Consider the following 15962-nt stretch of genomic DNA (forward strand, 5'->3'; position numbering starts at 1 on the left):
TCCCGGGCGAGGATTAATAATGACTGAAAATGAGAGGACAGCTACTGAATCAGAAAACATGGATGCTTCCGCTAGTACCAGACGGATGGCTGGAGCTGCCAGAGGTTATACCTTCCAAGATGTTATAGCGGGCGCATGCATTCTGTCAGTCTTTTTTGAGGAGTCTCAGGCTATTACTATTGAATCGAAGCTCAACGAAGGAGACAAATTTGATGACATTATTCTGGAACAGGATGGTGACATAATCTGTATACAGGTGAAAAATGGTCCAGATCATACACTTTCATCCAGTGACCTTACCGGCTCAAGCGGCAGAGGGCTAGATCTTAGCAATCTATCCGAATCTGCAGAAGCTCGAGTCCAAGCAGGAGAAGGCACACGTTTCATAGCGCTAACCTCGTTTGGAAGTGAGACTGGCCCAGATATCGAATTTTTAGATGACTCTGAAAACATAACTCTGTTCGGCGAATTAAGCTTTGAAACGGACATATTAGCGGATGGTAGGAACGAGGTTGACGGAGAAATCGTTGATATTGAATTCGTTCTTGGAGTACCGGGAATAGGAACAGCTACTGATGAAAAGGTAGAATCGCTTCGCAATACGGAACTTTTCGAAAGAATAGTTGAAAGTGTTACCTCACGTCTAAATATCCGAGAGAATCCAGAAATCGATGATCCATATTCGCTAACGGAGAGGGCAGTTAACTTAGCGAGATGGGCGCGGAACCAGCCGGTCGATGTTCAAAGATTGGACCGAGAGGAGATAATCCACCGGTTAAAGTTGTTTCCATCTAAACAGTTCGCACAACAATTTGAACTTCCAGAGAAATACATCCGACCCAGATGGACCGAGGAACTAGAGGAAGCATTTGATGATTCAGACAACCGAGTCTTAGTAGAAGGCAGCCCCGGAAGCGGGAAATCCGTAGGTATTGAACTCTTTCATCGGAGTTGGGAAGATTCGGATGATTATCGAACTCTTCGATTCTACCTCTATGTGCCGGAAGATGCTGATTCACTAGAAAAGAGGCGAGGCGACCCAGAATGGTTCAGGCACCAGCTTGCTGCTCAGATATATGATACATTTCCAGAAGCGTTTGGAGAAGGTACTCCAGCTCCGGTATGGACGGGAACTGAAGACCTACAACAGTATATTGATAAGGTTGCCCAATGGGCAGAACAAGAGGAACAACAAATTCTATTTATCATTGATGGTCTTGATCATGCACTACGACAGTTTGGAGGTACTTCCGCCACAGAATCCGCTGAAGGCACCGTCCTTGAGGAACTGGGATCGCTTGACTTCCCTAATCCGCTAGGTCTCTTGATGATCAGTCGTGAGATAACGGAGGCTCACGATATTTTACGAGTTGATAATCAAATTGAGGTTCCACGATGGAGTGTGGAGGAGATCAAAGAATATCTTGAGAGAAAGAACATACCTCCCGAGGACGAGTTCGTCAGAAGAGTTGCAGAAATTTCTGGCGGACTCCCTGTCATCATCTCGCATCTCATACGAAAGGCTGAAACTCAGGGAGAAGAAGTAATTGAGGGTCTTCAATCAGCAATCGAGGATGCATCGCACGTTGATGGTGAACTTGAACAGTATTACGATACGATTTGGGAGCCTTTAGAACCGTATGAGCGAGACGTGGTCTCTTTATTCGCATTGAACCCTACAGGGTTACGAGAAGAGACAATTAAATCAGTAGTCGATTTTCCCTACATACAGGAAAGCACGAGGCTTGAAGGTGCACCACTCGCCCATATTTTAGAGTCTACGGCAGATGGACGATTCCGAGTATTCCATGATAGCTTCAGAAAGTTCGTAGAAGACCAGCTGGATCAAGAAGAAATTACACAAGGCCACGAACGCCTCTACGAGTATCTGTTTGACCAGTGTATCAAGTTTCCACAAAACTTGGAGAGTCTAAAGTACCACGCAGAAAATGGACCTGGACGTAGTGCTCTCAAGGAGTTGGCAACTCTTGAGAATCTCCTGTGTTGGTGGCAAGAAGGGATTCATCTCGACCATCTCTCTAAAACGTTAGACTTGGCCTTTGATGTTTCACTTCGAGATGAAGACTATTTCACGGCTGTGGACTGTATCCTTCTTGGAGGTGTTGCCCGAAATATGCTCGATATTTACATGGAAGATAACTCTCGTCTCAGATATTTTGCCGCCCAGTCAGACCTAGGTAGGGCTCTACGCTTAGTAGATCAAATTCGGGGTTACGAAGGCGGCAGCAAGGAAGCCATCGAAGCGATGCAAATCGTGGCTCGGAACTGGGAAGATGAATTGGAGCGAGATTGGCTTGCTGCTTGGGAAGAAGACTATCAAAGAGCTGAGCAGCCGAGCTGGGATCCGGAAGCGTACTTTGAGGTCGCATCTGAAATATTGGAGCCGCAGGAGTTTTGGAAAGCCGCGGGAGAAATTAGGCGAGAGGACAACGGACAACACTTTCCGCGAGAAGTCCTTGCTGCTGTCCAGAATAAACCCGAACTATTGGAGGGCCAACCCGAGCCGCCGGAGTGGTTATTTGAGAATGAATCAGTGGCATTGGAAGCGTGTGAAGACCTAATCCATGATCTTCCGGAGCCATGGCGTGAAGAACTTAAAGAGAATGCCCCGGATTACTCAGACTTATCTTTAGCAGCACTACATACTTTACTCAGATGTGGTGGAGCAGAAGACGAAATCCGAGAGGTTATTGAAAACACCGAACTTGGCGAGCCGATAGATGATTGGGGTCAAGGAGGTTCCCGGTTCTATGAAGTCTACTATACCGGTTCAATAGTTGCAAGTCTTGACGAGTCTCCCGAGGAGCTTCTTGAAACCATAGACCGGATAGCTATCGAGCAACCGCGGTTTCAGAAGCTTCTTGCCATGATGGGGGCGGCCACGACTAGAGACTCTTCGACTCAGAGCCAGCGGTGGGTCGATGCTACCCTTGAGTTCCTTTGTAGAATCTTTGAAGAAGGCCATTTAGTTGATTCAGATGTTCGATATGTAGACCAGTTTCGATATCAGCAAGCAGTTTCTGATATTGCAGGCGCCTTTAGAAAGGTAGTTAAACAGGGTTCAGAGGACCAATTAAGTGAAGCAATCCAACTGAATAAAGAAGCGGACTTTGAAGATCGAACCTTGGAAACGGTTTCCCGATATCTTACTGAAGCATGGGAGGAAGTCAACACGGAAGCTCTCCCGGATGGTATAGATGAGCGTTATGAGAACATATTGAAAAGACCCCCTAGTGAAGAGCCGCCGTCGAGAGAGCTCATGGATTTAGCTGTACGAGCGGCCAAAGAGGGATATGATTCTCGCGCTGAAAATTACGTAGAAGTCGCGGTTGAGCGCTGTTTCCGATATGGTTATCGGAAGGATATTTTCCTTAACGATGTTTGGAAAGGACTTGAAGATGTCGCAGACGGGCAATGGGATCGACATCTCGGCACTGCTATCCAGCTGATTAATTGGGCGAATCTTCTTCATGACCTTACAGACGGGAAAGAGACTCGTCACTTTGAGGGAGTATTCTTAAAATCTCTTCTTGATGCTGATGCCGTTGACTATCATACGGCAGAAAAATATGCTGAACATAACACAACTCAAAGGAAACTCTGGAACTGGCGCTTGGAGAATCCAGATGGAATGACTGCAGAGGAACTGAGAAGTCTCATTTATGTGAAAGAAACGCGGATTCGAAGTCGACGTCATTCAAATAGAGAGCTCCCCTTCTTTTCAAAAGCTGCTGAAGTGGCTGATAATTTCGGTTGGGATGAACTGGTTGTTAAAGCACTACATGCGTTAAATAGGGGAGACTATGTCCGAGACGGTATCAACTCCGATCGAGAACAGAGACTTCGGGACTTGGCATCACAATATGATATAGAGATACCCAGCGACCTGGATTCAGATAATGGTTCCAGTGAATTCGAAGGAGAATCTGTAGAAACAGAATCAGAAGATGACCGCATACATGAAATTCTTTCTCAACATTCAGAAGAGGATCCGGTTTCGGTGGAGAGTGTGGAAGAACTTACGTCAGAGGAACTTTTGAATGCTGGCGAATTGCTCCAAAAGGATATGGTAGGATCACCAAGGTACAATCCGGCTGCAGCAGCTCCAATTTCGCGTGTTTTAGCGGATAGGGGTAATGTGGATGACGCGATTGAGTTGTTGGAGAATGTGATTGCAGAGCGTGATCTTATAAATTCGTGGTTGGGAGGCGGACGTGGCCGCTTTGAGATGGTCGCTGAAGCTTTGCTCGACATAAATGAAGAAAGAGCTCTCCAGAGTGTGCTTAATGGTTGGAGAATGAGCCGCCTTGACACTCAAAGCTATCTTTCGATACTTCCTCAACTATTGTGGATAGTAAAACAGACTGAGGGAGAAATAGCCGCTGAAGAACTATTTTCGCACATGATGAAGTGGATGAGAAGACTTGTATGGCCATACGAAAATCACGTCCAGAAGTGGGGTGTTCTCGAATCAGATGAACATTCGACGAGATAGTTCGCACTGCTACAGGAAGACAGAGTAGCAATCTCAGAGTTAGTGTTATGATGCATGCCCAAAGCATGCTTGCCCGGTGTTTTATCGTGGTGCGCGATAACACTACTCTTGACGGAGACAAAGCGTAAAACCGGGAAGTCAGGGACGGAGCCGAGGTCCGAAAGATCCGCGTCAATCCTGTTGAAGTGATGGGGTCAGAAACCGGGTTGTTGGGCCACGGGTTATGTCACCGTCTTGGTAAGGACGAGAGCCCGGGTTCAAATCCCGGCCTAGGCTTATAACATTTCCTTCAAATCCTACAACGACATTCAGTTAGTGGCTTCCCCGCTATTGGTTTCTAACCTCTCTCGTTATATACTATTTCTGTCTAATTTGGAGGCGTCATCTGTAGAGTAATGTGAGTCCGAGTGAGTAGCTCGATGTGCAAGCTGTGTGCAGTCAGCGAAACCGTTATGCACCCATGTGCAAGATATGCACATAGGATGAGTGCAAGCGATGACCCGCGGCGAGTCCACTTCCAGTCCCCGGAGTACCTCGTTGACCGTCTCGACGCGATCGCCGATCTCTTCGATAAGGATCGGACGGATCTGCTCGTCGAGGCGATCCGTGAATACATCGAAGATACTGCCGACAGCGAGACGTTTCAGGAACTCGTCGCAACAAAATACTACGACGACCAACTCGACTTCGAGACCGTCAAGCAACTGGTCGGTGCTGAGAGTGCCCAGCGTCTCCGCTTGCTCAAAGGAGATCTCGAAGACGAACCACTCGATCTCGCGGCACCCGACGATGTCGATATCTACGATGGCGAGACGGCGACAGTCGACGCGGATGACGAGCGATGAGCAGTTACCGACTGCGAACAGCCGTCGCCGACACCAGTGCGCTCATCAGTCTCGCCGTCCCCCGTGCCGACGCAGCCTTCGATACCGAGACGAATCCCGATCCACTCCAGTATCTCCTCACCTCCTGTGATGTGTTCGTGCCACCGGAAGTCCTGAGGGAACTCCGAGAGATAAGACAGTATCAGGACATCCACGCCGCCGCCGCAAGCAATGTCCTCGCAGCTCGCACCCACTATACGGTCGAGGATCCGTACGGGTATGACGCCACGCCAGATTCGCGGCCAACGTTCGGCCTCGACGACGGCGAAACCGACGGCATCGTCCTCGCGAACGCCCTCTCTGCCGATGGGTTTCTCACCGATGAGTTCGGTGGGACGAACTTCCCGCTCATCCATGCGGTTCTCCAAGGACCCCGTATCGTGCCGACACCGCGGCTCATCTGTGACTACGCCCGGAACGGTCACATGACTCACGAGGAAGCGAAAGCGTTGATCACGATGATTAGCCCACATCGAAGCTGGAAGAACAGTCCCTACGTTGGACAGTTACTCCAGTACCTTGAGGAGTAGGCATACTATGGGCGGTCAGCCTGGGCTTCTGAGCGGTGCCTTATTTAGGACTGACACGCTATGCTGACGCTTCGAGATACGTGATGAGTGCTGCTTTACTGATCCGGATTAGCTCGTCGTAGGCGTCCCACTCGGAGTGATCGAGAAATAGTTGCTTCAACAGCGCCTTGTATTTGTCTGCCTCCCGATCACGGTAAAGATCGACGGCGAGCCAGCGCAGGTCAGTCGTTGAACGGAATGTGTCAATTCCGTGTTCGACGACCTCAAGTGCACGCCCTTCGTCGTCTTGTTCGATCAGCCGCTCGGCGTACGCCTTACAGAACCGCTTGTCTTCAAGGTAGATCTCTTCGTACAGCGTATCCAGAACATCTTCCTCGCCAAGTTCCTCCAGCACGTACACGTACGTCGAGAGGACACGTCGTTTCTGGAACTTCGAAGCAAGATCTGACTCGGAAGCACTGGATTCGGGCGATTCGATTTCAGCAGTGTGCCGTTCGACGGTTGTTGGAGCGTCCACGCGGAGCTCGTCAAACGCATCGCCGACGAAGTATCCGATCTCTAGTGGTCCGACTGCTAAATGCTCGACATCAAGCGTTCCGCCAGTAAAGTCGTCCGTAGAGAGCGGCCCGGTCGCGAAATCCGAAGTATAGAGGACACTGTCGGTCCGCCCGTTTTCGACAGTTGTGTCTGTCTCGTCTTCCGACTGCGCGTTCGAACCGTCTGTCGGTTGGCTTGATGAGATGTCTTCTTGAACGTCGTCCTGAGTCGTCTCCGTCGAAGAGCCGACCGATGCTTCGAGGGCCTCTGGCTCGAGGTCGACACCCGAAACGTGTGCATCCAACAGCTCGAGCCAGTATTCGAGGTCCGCCCTCGTTGTGCAGATCGTCCGTAATGCTTCGGCGTAGTCCTCGGTGGCAAACCCGTAATCCGCATCGATGAATTCCCCGAAGAGATATTCGATGTGCGGTCGCTTTTCTGGGTGTCCATACCCTTGTTCGGTGATCGTCTCAGCGTACTCCTCAATAGCACGGTTCAATTCGCGACCGTAGTGCCCGCTACTGTCGTCGATTCGATTCATGTTTTCGCGGATTGCCTCCGCCAGCGCACGGTAGATATCGGTCGCTGTGCCAATGTTTCCACGGCCTCGGTGCATTTCCGCCAGGTCATGATACTGGGAGAAGTCAATACGAGTATCGTATTCGATCATGCCACCACGACCGGCTGCATCCTCGAACAGACGGTCGATTTCTTGTTTGTAATCGTAGACGGTCTTACCTGGCTCTTCGCCAGCAAATGCGACGAAGCGATCACGGATATCACGGTCGTCCGCGATGATGTCGAGGAGAAACGTTCGAAGCTCGTCTTCGGGCGTCTGATCGATCAGGGCTTCAATATTGACGGTCTCGGGGCTGTCTGATGAAGTGGTTGTCTCGGACGTTGACTCGGATGAGCGATCTTCGACGGCTAAGAGTACAGCGACGATGTGCTTGCAATCTCCAGCATAGTCGTAGGGGCAACTACAGACGGTCCGAATCGTGTTGTCGTCGATATCGATTGAGATGTCGTAATCCCGGGATCCGCGAACGATTGCAGTAATGTCTCCGCCCTCGACCTCCAGTTTCTGAATCCTATCCTCCTCGTAGTACTTGACCCCCCGTTCGAAGGACTGTTCCGTACAGAGGGCTCTATTGAATCACTAGACTGCGCCGGGGTGAGTCGGTAAATCAAAGGAGTTGAAGCGGGTGAGTGACGATTTGGATGAACCTCACCACCCGCTTCACTGAGGAAATGGTGTCGCTGGCCAAAAGTTATTGCGACGATCCCGACGAAGCTGCCGCCCCGGAAGGCGGCGGCAGCTTCGCGGAGTACGCGATGATTTCCCTCCACGGGCTGCGGATTTTCCTTGATGAGACCTACGAAATGATCATCGACCGGCTAGAGGTGATGCCGCCAATTTTGGAGATCAGCGGCCTTGAGCCCGATGATCTCCCGCATCCTTCGACGTTGAATAAGTGGCTTGATAGGATCGTGATGCAGGTCTGGCGAGTGCTGCTGCGCCACTCAGCGCAGCTGCACGATCCCTCGCCTCACGTTGCTGTTGACGCCACCTACTACGAGCGGTCACCGGCGAGCAAACACTACTGTGACCGCACGAGCTACCGGGTTCAGACGGTCGAAGCGACGAAGCTCGTCGACACAGAGACGCAAGCAATCTTAGACGTGCATTGTACGACCACGCGAGAAGGAAGCGATGCAGACGTCTGCGCGCAACTCGCCCGCCGGTACACGGGCGAGTTGCAGACCCTTGCCGCCGACAAAGGCTATGACAGCCAGCCATTACGTGAGACACTCCGTGAAATGGGCATACGTCCTCTCGTGAAACATCGCGTCTTCGCACCCTACGATCACGCACACAACGCGCGCATTGAAGACGATCTCTACAACCAGCGCTCAATGACCGAGACAGTCAACTCCTCGGTCAAGCGCTCGTACGGCTCTGCCGTCCGAGCGCGTGAATGGTACCGTGAGTTCCGCGAAATCGTCCTGATGTGTCTCGTCTACAACATCAAACAGTACGTAACCCGCTGATTCCAACGCCCTATGGCGATTCAATAGAGCCGGTTATTCACGTATTAATGGGTGGGAGAGAGCTGACAACCTACTCTGCTTTTCACTACCCTACGAGGATTTAAAACTCGGTGAAGATGTTGCCAGTCAGCCAGCGATTCCCACTATCTCGAATATCTTTCGCCCGATTTCGGGTACCTGACCGTCTCCGATCGTTCTCGAGAATGACTGAAAAAGAGAGCGTATTGGCCCGCTTATGTAACTGCCGTTCATGCAGTGCAGACAGGAATACCCGTTTACGATGGCGAAACTTCGCTACTATCGCCGGCAGCTTCCCGGCCCACGGATTCTCGTGGGCCCCGGGTTATTCTCCGGTCGAGCCAGGATCGAAAGGTGTTGGTGGAGGACGCCCACTGGAGGAGTAGCCAATGTCATTTGTTGCCTTTGAGCTGTCTACCCCAACGAATACTAATCAAGGTGGAGGAGTGTGAACTGTGGATTGCTCAAAACGAACGAAATGGATTCCCAACAGACAGAGAAACGTCTTCTTGGCCGCAAATCTGATCCTTACGAACGGCGACACCACAGTCACTTCGCCCCGACGATTGCGAACTGATGATTCTCGGATCCACAGCCCCCGAAACCACGAAAAGAGATCCTACTCAATGGTCTCCCTGTGGTGTAGACCGTGACGTAAACTTTTGCAATCTCCCTGTTAGGAGGTCTGTAGTAATGTATCAACATACCCCACAGAATCGTATTAATGGTAGACGACATCGAGAACGTTTCTCGACGCGAGAAACTGAATGCCCTCCTGGACGTGGCCAGGTTTGATCCGAAGTTCACTCTAGTGATCGTGTCACTCGGTCTATTGGCTGCAGCCCTTGAAGGCGTGGGGTTGAGTTTCATCCTGCCGATCATCGAGATCGTGCAACTTGAAGATCCCGTCGCGGAGGCCGACGGGTTTCTGGAGTATTTTGTCCTGGTCTATCAGACGCTCGGAATCCCGTTTACTCTCGGCTATGTCGTGGTCGGAGTAACGGGAGTAATGATCGTTCGATACACGACGACCTTTCTCGTCGGCTGGTTTCAGGCGGCGCTGACAAACTATTACATCCGCGATCTTCAAAACCGGGCGTACGGAAGCGCACTGAATGCCCACGTCGCATATTTTGACGAAGAAGGATCTGATGACATTTTGAACGCGATCATCACAGAAACGAGATACGGAGCCCGCGTCATCCGACACACCGTTCGATTCATGGAACGGTTGTTCTTGTCGCTGGTGTATCTGTTAATCGCACTCATCATTTCACCGTTACTCACGTTGATGGCGATCGGTATTCTGGGCTTTCTGACAGTCTTCCTTCGATGGGTCGTCGAGCCCGGTTACGAACTCGGGGATATCGTCGCTGACGCGAACGAACGACGCCAGGAGGCCGCACAAGCTGGGACGCAAGGGGTTCGCGACGTCCGAATTTTCAACCTCACCCAGGAACTGTTCGAGGATTTCACGAATGCTGTCGATCGGTATACGAGAAACAAAATCAAACTCCGGCGAAACGAGGCAGCAATCAGTAGCTTCTACAATCTCGGAGTTGCAGTCTCGGTTTTCGTGTTGATCTATCTGGCGCTTACGCTTGCGAATCTGTCTATTGGTGCCCTCGGTGTATTTTTGTTCGCCATGTATCAACTCGGCCCCAAAGTGAGTTCATTGAATAAACTGTACTACAAAATCGAAAACAATTTGCCTCATCTCATCCGGACGCAGACGTTCATCAAAGAGTTGAACCAACGAGAAGAGGTGAACAACGCAGAAACTTCGGTCCCGAACGCGATTCGACACGTCGAATTCGACGACGTGTGGTTTTCGTATGACGATGAGGAATCAGTACTCAAAGGTGTCGACTTTGAGGTCGAGAAGGGTGAATTCGTCGCGTTCGTCGGCCAGTCGGGAGCCGGAAAGTCGACCATCGTATCGTTGTTGGCTCGATTGTACCGGCTGGACCACGGTGTGATTCGAGCCAACGGGATCCCGATCGACGAGATGGACATCAACGAGTGGCGCGAACGAATCGCGGTGGTTCGGCAGAGCCCGTTCATTTTCAATGACACGCTCGAGTACAACCTCACGATCGGCAACAGGACGGCGACACGCAACGAGCTCGATCGAGCCTGTCGAATTGCGAAAGTAGACGAGTTCTTCGAGGAGTTACCGAACGGGTACGATTCCCAGCTTGGCGACGACGGGGTTCGTCTCTCGGGAGGACAGAAACAACGTGTCGCCCTGGCCCGTGCGCTGTTGACGGATGCGGACCTGTTGTTGCTGGACGAGGCGACGAGCGATCTGGATTCGCACCTGGAGCAGAAAGTACAGCGGGCGATCGAAGCGATGGATCGGGATTATGCGATGATTGCGATTGCCCACCGGTTGTCGACCGTAGAGAACGCGGACCGCATATATACAATGGAAGATGGCGAAATTACGGAGGTCGGCACCCATCAAGAATTGATTAATCAGAATGGTCGCTACGCAAACTTGTACGCAATTCAGTCGTAGCGTTGTGTCCGAAACGGCGTTGTGAGGCAGAGACCGATTCACAGGGCGTCGTCCAGGAGCTAACGTTTCTCTTCGACGTCCGGAGTGACGGTGCGAACAGGCTGATAGTCCACCCGCTCGATGGACGGGTGGATCATAGCGAAACCATCTGTCGAGACAAACTCTGCACGGGTCAGCAATACCTCAGCTTGTCTCTTGTGGGCGCCCTGGAGATGGGGATGAGCAGTTCGCGATCTCCCGCGGTGTTTGTCCCGTGAGGGAAAGCAGAAAGACTGGACTGGCGACGGCCCACTGGACGTCGTCGGGAAATCCGGCTACACGGATTACCACGTCGACGACGTGTCTTAACTGCGGGAATAGACCGATCTCTTACCCAGATTCGTAGACTGAGACGGTACCGTCCGCGCGTATGTGGATCACGCGACCGGCGTACGGGAAGGTTACGGCACCTCGAATCTCGTTTCGCTGAACTCCGACGCAGTCTCCCGCAAAAAACAGACGCTGTACCGCAGTGGCGTCGATAGCGTCGTAAATTGGAGGCAGCTTTTCGACCGCTTCGATGTCGAGGGGGTCGACGCCCATCACCTTCGCAACTGATACGGTCAGATACGTCGCGAGTTCTCCGTCTTTCGTCGGGTCGTACCTGTCCCGATAGATCGGTGTTTGATCCTCGAATCCAGGTGGCGACTCAACGGAACCTGCGACGGAGACATCCTCGACGTCACTCATGAGCGTGGTCGTCATCGTCAAGAATGCAGTCAGTTCGTTTCACTGTCGTCGCTCGAGGGGTCTCTGTGTCTTCGTCTGGAACCCCGCCTGCCTCGAGGATAACGTTCCATTGATCGTGTGCCAGCTTGCGTGCCATGCAGTCGTTAGGTTGACCATAATATAAATAATTCTTTCTATTCCTGATTTAGTTACATATTCGTGACTGTAAAGATATGAAATCAGAAATTCCAAGAATAAAAACTTCATTTACCTACTTGACTGCCTTTCAGTGGTTGGATATTTTCTCCTTAACATCGGGGTTATTATATGTCTATCAAAAGTAGTTATCGTTCTATAACGTGTACTTAAACAATGTTAACGCCCCACGAGCAAGACAGTCACCCGTGTCTGGAGACATCCAGTGCGGCCTGCACGAGTGAACCGAAGCCGTCAATGACAGTGCGAACTCCCGGGTAGCCGTCGACTCTCCACAGGAGCAGGCCACAGACGAGGGAGCCGAGCTGTAACGCGACCACTGGCGTTACTTCGAGCGCGACGAGTCCTTGCACGTACATGGTCAGATGATACGCGACGCCGTCTGTGAGCCCGTAGTGGGTGCGTGTGGGATCTACGACGACAACTGGCCACAGGACGTGGTCGACGTACAGCTCTCCTCGACGAAGAGATATCGGAAGCACGTCGCCGACGATGTGGAGGAAATATCCGACTGCGAACGCGCCCCCCTCGCGGGCACGGTCACGACGCCGAGCCAGCAGGTAGATTCCGAACAGGAGGGGAACCGTCACCAAAATCGAATGACCGACGGTGTAGCCCGATTCGACGATTCCGAACTGCCAGGCGAGCGGTTTGTCGATCAGATCCGGGAGGACCGACCCGAACGCGAGGGCGACCGTCGCAGGTCCCGACGGGGAGTCCCCGTATTTGAGGTGTCGATAAATCGAATAGAAGACGTACGCAAAAAACACGTGCTCCCAGGGCCACATCGGAACGGGCTATGCCCCGGTGCAGCTTATTTAACGGCAAAATAATATCCACGCCGTGCAACTGGCAGGTACCTTCTCTACGACGTCACGGTCAACGGAGGACCGATTGCCAGTTCTCCCCGGGAAAAAACACAGTTCGACCCACTAGAGAATTCACTGGCTCTCACTTCCACGTTCGGTTCAGTATGCCACTAGCAAAACTGCTACGCGACTACTGGTCTACCGTGAATTCCACCGAAGAACACCGCAATCCCCGGTTCAGAATCCCAGTGGTTCTCTCACAGGTAACGGTCGTTTTCGCGATAAAACTCGAACGTGCGCTCGAGACCTTCTTCCAGGGAGACGTTCGTAGTCCAACCCAGTTCAGATTCGATCTTTGATGGATCAGTGGAGACGTCCCCGCGTCTGATTTCTTGCCACGAGTCGGTCCACGGCACGAGGTCTATCGAACCACTGCCAGCGATATCTACAACCATTTCAGCTGCTCGTTTCATTGTCAGTGACCGACCTGTACTCAGTACATAGCACTCACCGAACGCCGTCTGATCCCCGGCGATACGGGTTAGAGCATCTACCATATCATCAATGTAGAGAAACTCTCTCGTGTCACTCGGTTCAAATACTGGAAGGGTTTCGTCACGGAGGGCCGCGCCCACAAACTGGTTGATAATCCCGTATCCGGTGGCATAAAGTGGCGCATGGGGGCCATAAAGATTTGCTGGCCTGACGGCAGTTGTCGGAACGTCTTTGATACGCGTGTAGAGTTTACAATACTCTTCGACGGCGCCCTTGTTGATCCCATACATATCAACAGGGTTCGGCACGGTAGATTCGTCAATAGTTTCCGAAACGTTGCCGACCACAGCCAGTGAACTGGCGTAAATCACGTGCGGTGGATCCTCGCAACTGGCCGCTGACTCTAGGACGTTTAACGGCCCCCGACAATTGATCTCGAGATTTTCTCTGGGGTTCTCGTTGGCCTCACTTCGACTGGTCTTTGAAGCCAGGTGGAAGACCACGTCCGTCTCCGTGACGGCGTTGTCTACGATCTCGCCATCACGGATGTCACTATCGATGACCCGTACTTCATCGCGGATATGCCGAATACTGTGAAGCTTTTCTTCGCTCCGGACGATATCCAGTAGTGTAACATTCGCTCCCTGATTTACCAGTTGACTGGCCAGGTTACTTCCGGTGAACCCGAGCCCCCCCGTGATTAACACGTTTTCAGAGTTCCAGTTCTGCATAGGATCTGTTTTAATCACTACCCGTTTGGTAATGAATCATTTAACGAGTTCGGGCCTCCTCCCATCCGGCGATTAACTATTACCCGGTCAACGTTTTACCTAATCGAATATGCCGGGCGCTCACCCGAAGATCGCCTTCGAGATCCTCCGGGAGGAGGGTCCAAGAGAACTCTCCAGACTGTCTCACAGGTTCTTTCGATTTCATATAGTCGATAAACCCAAACTCTGGTTCAAATACGGAGAGATCCGACCCAAGCCGAGAGAAATCCTCTACGTTGACCCGACAGAGATTGATTACCGTATCGGGAAAAAACACATACCCGATGACGCTCCTCCTTACGGGATTATTGATGGGGAATGGGATCTGAACAAATCTCACTGGCAAGCAGGATTCTTTTACGGATTAATAGAACGCTTCGAGGAAGGAAAAAAATGGGAGGATACGGTTTATTATCAGACAGGGATGGAACTGTTAGAATCGGGTGAAACCTTCGGCCCAGTCAGCAATTCTCAAACAGTTCGCGGGTTCAAGCGGTATCTATCCAGCCTCGACGAATTGTATGAGGACATAACCCAAAACGGGTACGATATGTCCTCTGTGTTAAAAGTCCACGTTGGCAGGGATGGGGAGCTGATTGTGAAACACGGCAACCATCGGTTAACAATAGCACGTATCACAGATGTGGATGAAGTTCCGGTACGAATTCAGTACAGACACAAAAAGTGGCAAGAACTACGGGCCGAAATTTTTGATACTGGTTTTCCTGCAAACCACGAAGAGCTCCGTGACCACCCAGACCTCCGGGAAACGTTCCAGTAACACCGCAGTGTACTGATTTGATCTCCGGGCACTGTTTGTAGCGGTGACTGTCAAGTATCGGTTGAACAGTCACAAAACCTCGCGATTAACCTACAAACGGATGTCAACGTGACCGTGAGCTTTTACTCCCGCTATTTGGGCCGACGCCTCGCTCCCCGGCTCCTTTCAGCCCTCATCCAGGTAATAATTAACAGTCCGTTCGAGCCCCCGTTCGAACGTATAGTCTGGTTCCCAGCCCAGCGCTTCGATTTTCCCCGTTTCGAGTGCGTAGCGCTGGTCATGGCCGGCACGATCCTCTACAAATTTGATTAGATCGTCATCTGCCCCGACGACATCCAGAATCGCTTCGGTGACTTCGAGATTCGTCTTTTCTATGTGGCTGCCGATGTTATATATTTCTCCAACAGCACCCTCCCTGAGAACCAGATCGAGTGCGCGACAGTTGTCTTCGACGTAGATCCACTCCCGCACGTTAGAACCGTCGCCGTATACCGGGAGCGGAGTTCCGACTGCAGCGTTTTGGATGAACTTTGGAATGAGCTTCTCCGGGTGCTGGCGGGGCCCGAAATTGTTACACGTACGCGTGATAACCACGGGGACGTCGTGGGTGATGTGGAAGCTCTGTGCGAGCAGGTCAGCACCAGCCTTCGTCGCTGCATACGGGTTGCGAGGATTGAGCTGATCGTCCTCGGAGAAGTTCCCGTCGAGAATCTGGCCGTACACTTCGTCAGTCGAAATCTGGAGGAACCGTTCGACGCCGGTTTCTTTTGCGGCGTCGAGGAGTGTTTGCGTCCCCTGGACGTTCGTCGTCACGAACGGCTTCGAGCCGTCGATTGATCGATCTACGTGGGATTCCGCGGCAAAGTTGGCAATGACATCGACGTCAGCAACGAGATCTGCAACAACATCGCGGTCGCGTATATCGCCTTCCACAAACGTGTGACGCGGGTCGTCAATCACTGGTTCGAGATTTCCTTTCGAGCCCGCGTATGTCAGGGCGTCCAGCGTAATTATCTCAACATCATCGTGTTCCGTGAGCATGTACTGAACGAAGTTCGATCCAATAAACCCGGCTCCGCCTGTGACGAGAATTTTCATACAATATCTGTATTCGTTCTCCCTATT

The 15962-nt window shown here is 51.6% G+C and carries 12 protein-coding genes and 1 pseudogene; 7 read left to right on the forward strand and 6 right to left on the reverse strand.

Features of this window, described 5'->3' with window-relative positions:
- Positions 1–19 precede the first annotated feature (19 nt).
- From AArcCO_RS04810 to AArcCO_RS04820, 3 genes are all read left to right on the forward strand, one after another.
- Positions 20–4516, forward strand: a complete 4497-nt coding sequence (locus tag AArcCO_RS04810) for an NACHT domain-containing protein (protein WP_259535301.1) — start codon at positions 20–22, stop codon at positions 4514–4516.
- Positions 4517–4998: 482 nt separating this feature from the next.
- Positions 4999–5361 (forward strand): hypothetical protein, encoded by a 363-nt coding sequence (locus tag AArcCO_RS04815; RefSeq protein ID WP_259535302.1) that lies wholly within the window; start codon positions 4999–5001, stop codon positions 5359–5361.
- Entirely contained in the window at positions 5358–5930 is a 573-nt protein-coding gene (locus AArcCO_RS04820; RefSeq protein WP_259535303.1) for a hypothetical protein, read from the forward strand. The genes AArcCO_RS04815 and AArcCO_RS04820 overlap by 4 nt, the downstream gene beginning before the upstream one ends.
- Positions 5931–5988: 58 nt before the next feature.
- Here the strand turns inward: AArcCO_RS04820 and AArcCO_RS04825 are convergent, their stop codons facing one another.
- On the reverse strand, positions 5989–7008 hold the full coding sequence (locus tag AArcCO_RS04825; protein WP_259535304.1) for a hypothetical protein: 1020 nt from the start codon (positions 7006–7008) through the stop codon (positions 5989–5991).
- Here AArcCO_RS04825 and AArcCO_RS04830 point away from each other — a divergent pair.
- Entirely contained in the window at positions 6979–7347 is a 369-nt protein-coding gene (locus tag AArcCO_RS04830) for a hypothetical protein (protein ID WP_259535305.1), read from the forward strand. The two genes, AArcCO_RS04825 and AArcCO_RS04830, sit on opposite strands and share 30 nt — an antisense overlap.
- Positions 7348–7398: 51 nt before the next feature.
- Here AArcCO_RS04830 and AArcCO_RS15900 read toward each other — a convergent pair.
- A pseudogene (locus AArcCO_RS15900) lies at positions 7399–7557 on the reverse strand (SWIM zinc finger family protein); the annotation flags it as partial.
- 131 nt (positions 7558–7688) lie between these two features.
- Here AArcCO_RS15900 and AArcCO_RS04840 point away from each other — a divergent pair.
- Both AArcCO_RS04840 and AArcCO_RS04845 read left to right on the forward strand, forming a co-directional pair.
- Entirely contained in the window at positions 7689–8519 is an 831-nt protein-coding gene (locus tag AArcCO_RS04840; RefSeq protein ID WP_259535306.1) for an IS5 family transposase, read from the forward strand.
- 742 nt (positions 8520–9261) lie between these two features.
- Positions 9262–11058, forward strand: coding sequence for an ABC transporter ATP-binding protein (locus AArcCO_RS04845; protein ID WP_259535307.1), 1797 nt, complete (start codon positions 9262–9264; stop codon positions 11056–11058).
- Positions 11059–11427: 369 nt separating this feature from the next.
- Here AArcCO_RS04845 and AArcCO_RS04850 read toward each other — a convergent pair whose 3' ends face one another.
- The 3 genes from AArcCO_RS04850 to AArcCO_RS04860 form a co-directional block, all read right to left on the reverse strand.
- A complete protein-coding gene (locus AArcCO_RS04850) occupies positions 11428–11802 on the reverse strand; it encodes a HalOD1 output domain-containing protein (RefSeq protein WP_259535308.1) in 375 nt (124 codons plus the stop codon).
- A gap of 362 nt (positions 11803–12164) precedes the next feature.
- Positions 12165–12770 (reverse strand): metal-dependent hydrolase, encoded by a 606-nt coding sequence (locus AArcCO_RS04855; RefSeq protein ID WP_259535309.1) that lies wholly within the window; start codon positions 12768–12770, stop codon positions 12165–12167.
- Positions 12771–13048: 278 nt separating this feature from the next.
- The gene (locus AArcCO_RS04860; RefSeq protein WP_259535310.1) at positions 13049–14017 is read right to left on the reverse strand and encodes an NAD-dependent epimerase/dehydratase family protein; all 969 of its coding nucleotides are present in this window, start codon (positions 14015–14017) and stop codon (positions 13049–13051) included.
- Between the two features lie 109 nt (positions 14018–14126).
- Between AArcCO_RS04860 and AArcCO_RS04865 the strand changes: the two genes are divergently transcribed.
- On the forward strand, positions 14127–14837 hold the full coding sequence (locus tag AArcCO_RS04865; protein WP_259535311.1) for a ParB N-terminal domain-containing protein: 711 nt from the start codon (positions 14127–14129) through the stop codon (positions 14835–14837).
- A gap of 165 nt (positions 14838–15002) precedes the next feature.
- On the opposite strand, the gene rfbB is transcribed toward AArcCO_RS04865, so the two are convergent.
- Positions 15003–15935: a dTDP-glucose 4,6-dehydratase gene (gene rfbB / locus AArcCO_RS04870; RefSeq protein WP_259535312.1), complete on the reverse strand. Its 933-nt coding sequence runs from the start codon at positions 15933–15935 to the stop codon at positions 15003–15005.
- Positions 15936–15962: the final 27 nt, after the last annotated feature.

The organism is Halalkaliarchaeum sp. AArc-CO (assembly GCF_024972735.1).
Lineage (GTDB): Archaea > Halobacteriota > Halobacteria > Halobacteriales > Haloferacaceae > Halalkaliarchaeum.

Bases quoted from the DNA above. Each gene is read 5' to 3' on its own strand.
- AArcCO_RS04840 (WP_259535306.1), top strand. From the start codon at position 7,689: ATGAACCTCACCACCCGCTTCACTGAGGAAATGGTGTCGCTGGCCAAA.
- AArcCO_RS04850 (WP_259535308.1), bottom strand. From the start codon at position 11,802: ATGACGACCACGCTCATGAGTGACGTCGAGGATGTCTCCGTCGCAGGT.
- AArcCO_RS04845 (WP_259535307.1), top strand. From the start codon at position 9,262: ATGGTAGACGACATCGAGAACGTTTCTCGACGCGAGAAACTGAATGCC.
- rfbB (WP_259535312.1), bottom strand. From the start codon at position 15,935: ATGAAAATTCTCGTCACAGGCGGAGCCGGGTTTATTGGATCGAACTTC.
- AArcCO_RS04865 (WP_259535311.1), top strand. From the start codon at position 14,127: ATGCCGGGCGCTCACCCGAAGATCGCCTTCGAGATCCTCCGGGAGGAG.
- AArcCO_RS04820 (WP_259535303.1), top strand. From the start codon at position 5,358: ATGAGCAGTTACCGACTGCGAACAGCCGTCGCCGACACCAGTGCGCTC.
- AArcCO_RS04860 (WP_259535310.1), bottom strand. From the start codon at position 14,017: ATGCAGAACTGGAACTCTGAAAACGTGTTAATCACGGGGGGGCTCGGG.
- AArcCO_RS04855 (WP_259535309.1), bottom strand. From the start codon at position 12,770: ATGTGGCCCTGGGAGCACGTGTTTTTTGCGTACGTCTTCTATTCGATT.
- AArcCO_RS04810 (WP_259535301.1), top strand. From the start codon at position 20: ATGACTGAAAATGAGAGGACAGCTACTGAATCAGAAAACATGGATGCT.
- AArcCO_RS04815 (WP_259535302.1), top strand. From the start codon at position 4,999: ATGAGTGCAAGCGATGACCCGCGGCGAGTCCACTTCCAGTCCCCGGAG.
- AArcCO_RS04825 (WP_259535304.1), bottom strand. From the start codon at position 7,008: ATGAATCGAATCGACGACAGTAGCGGGCACTACGGTCGCGAATTGAAC.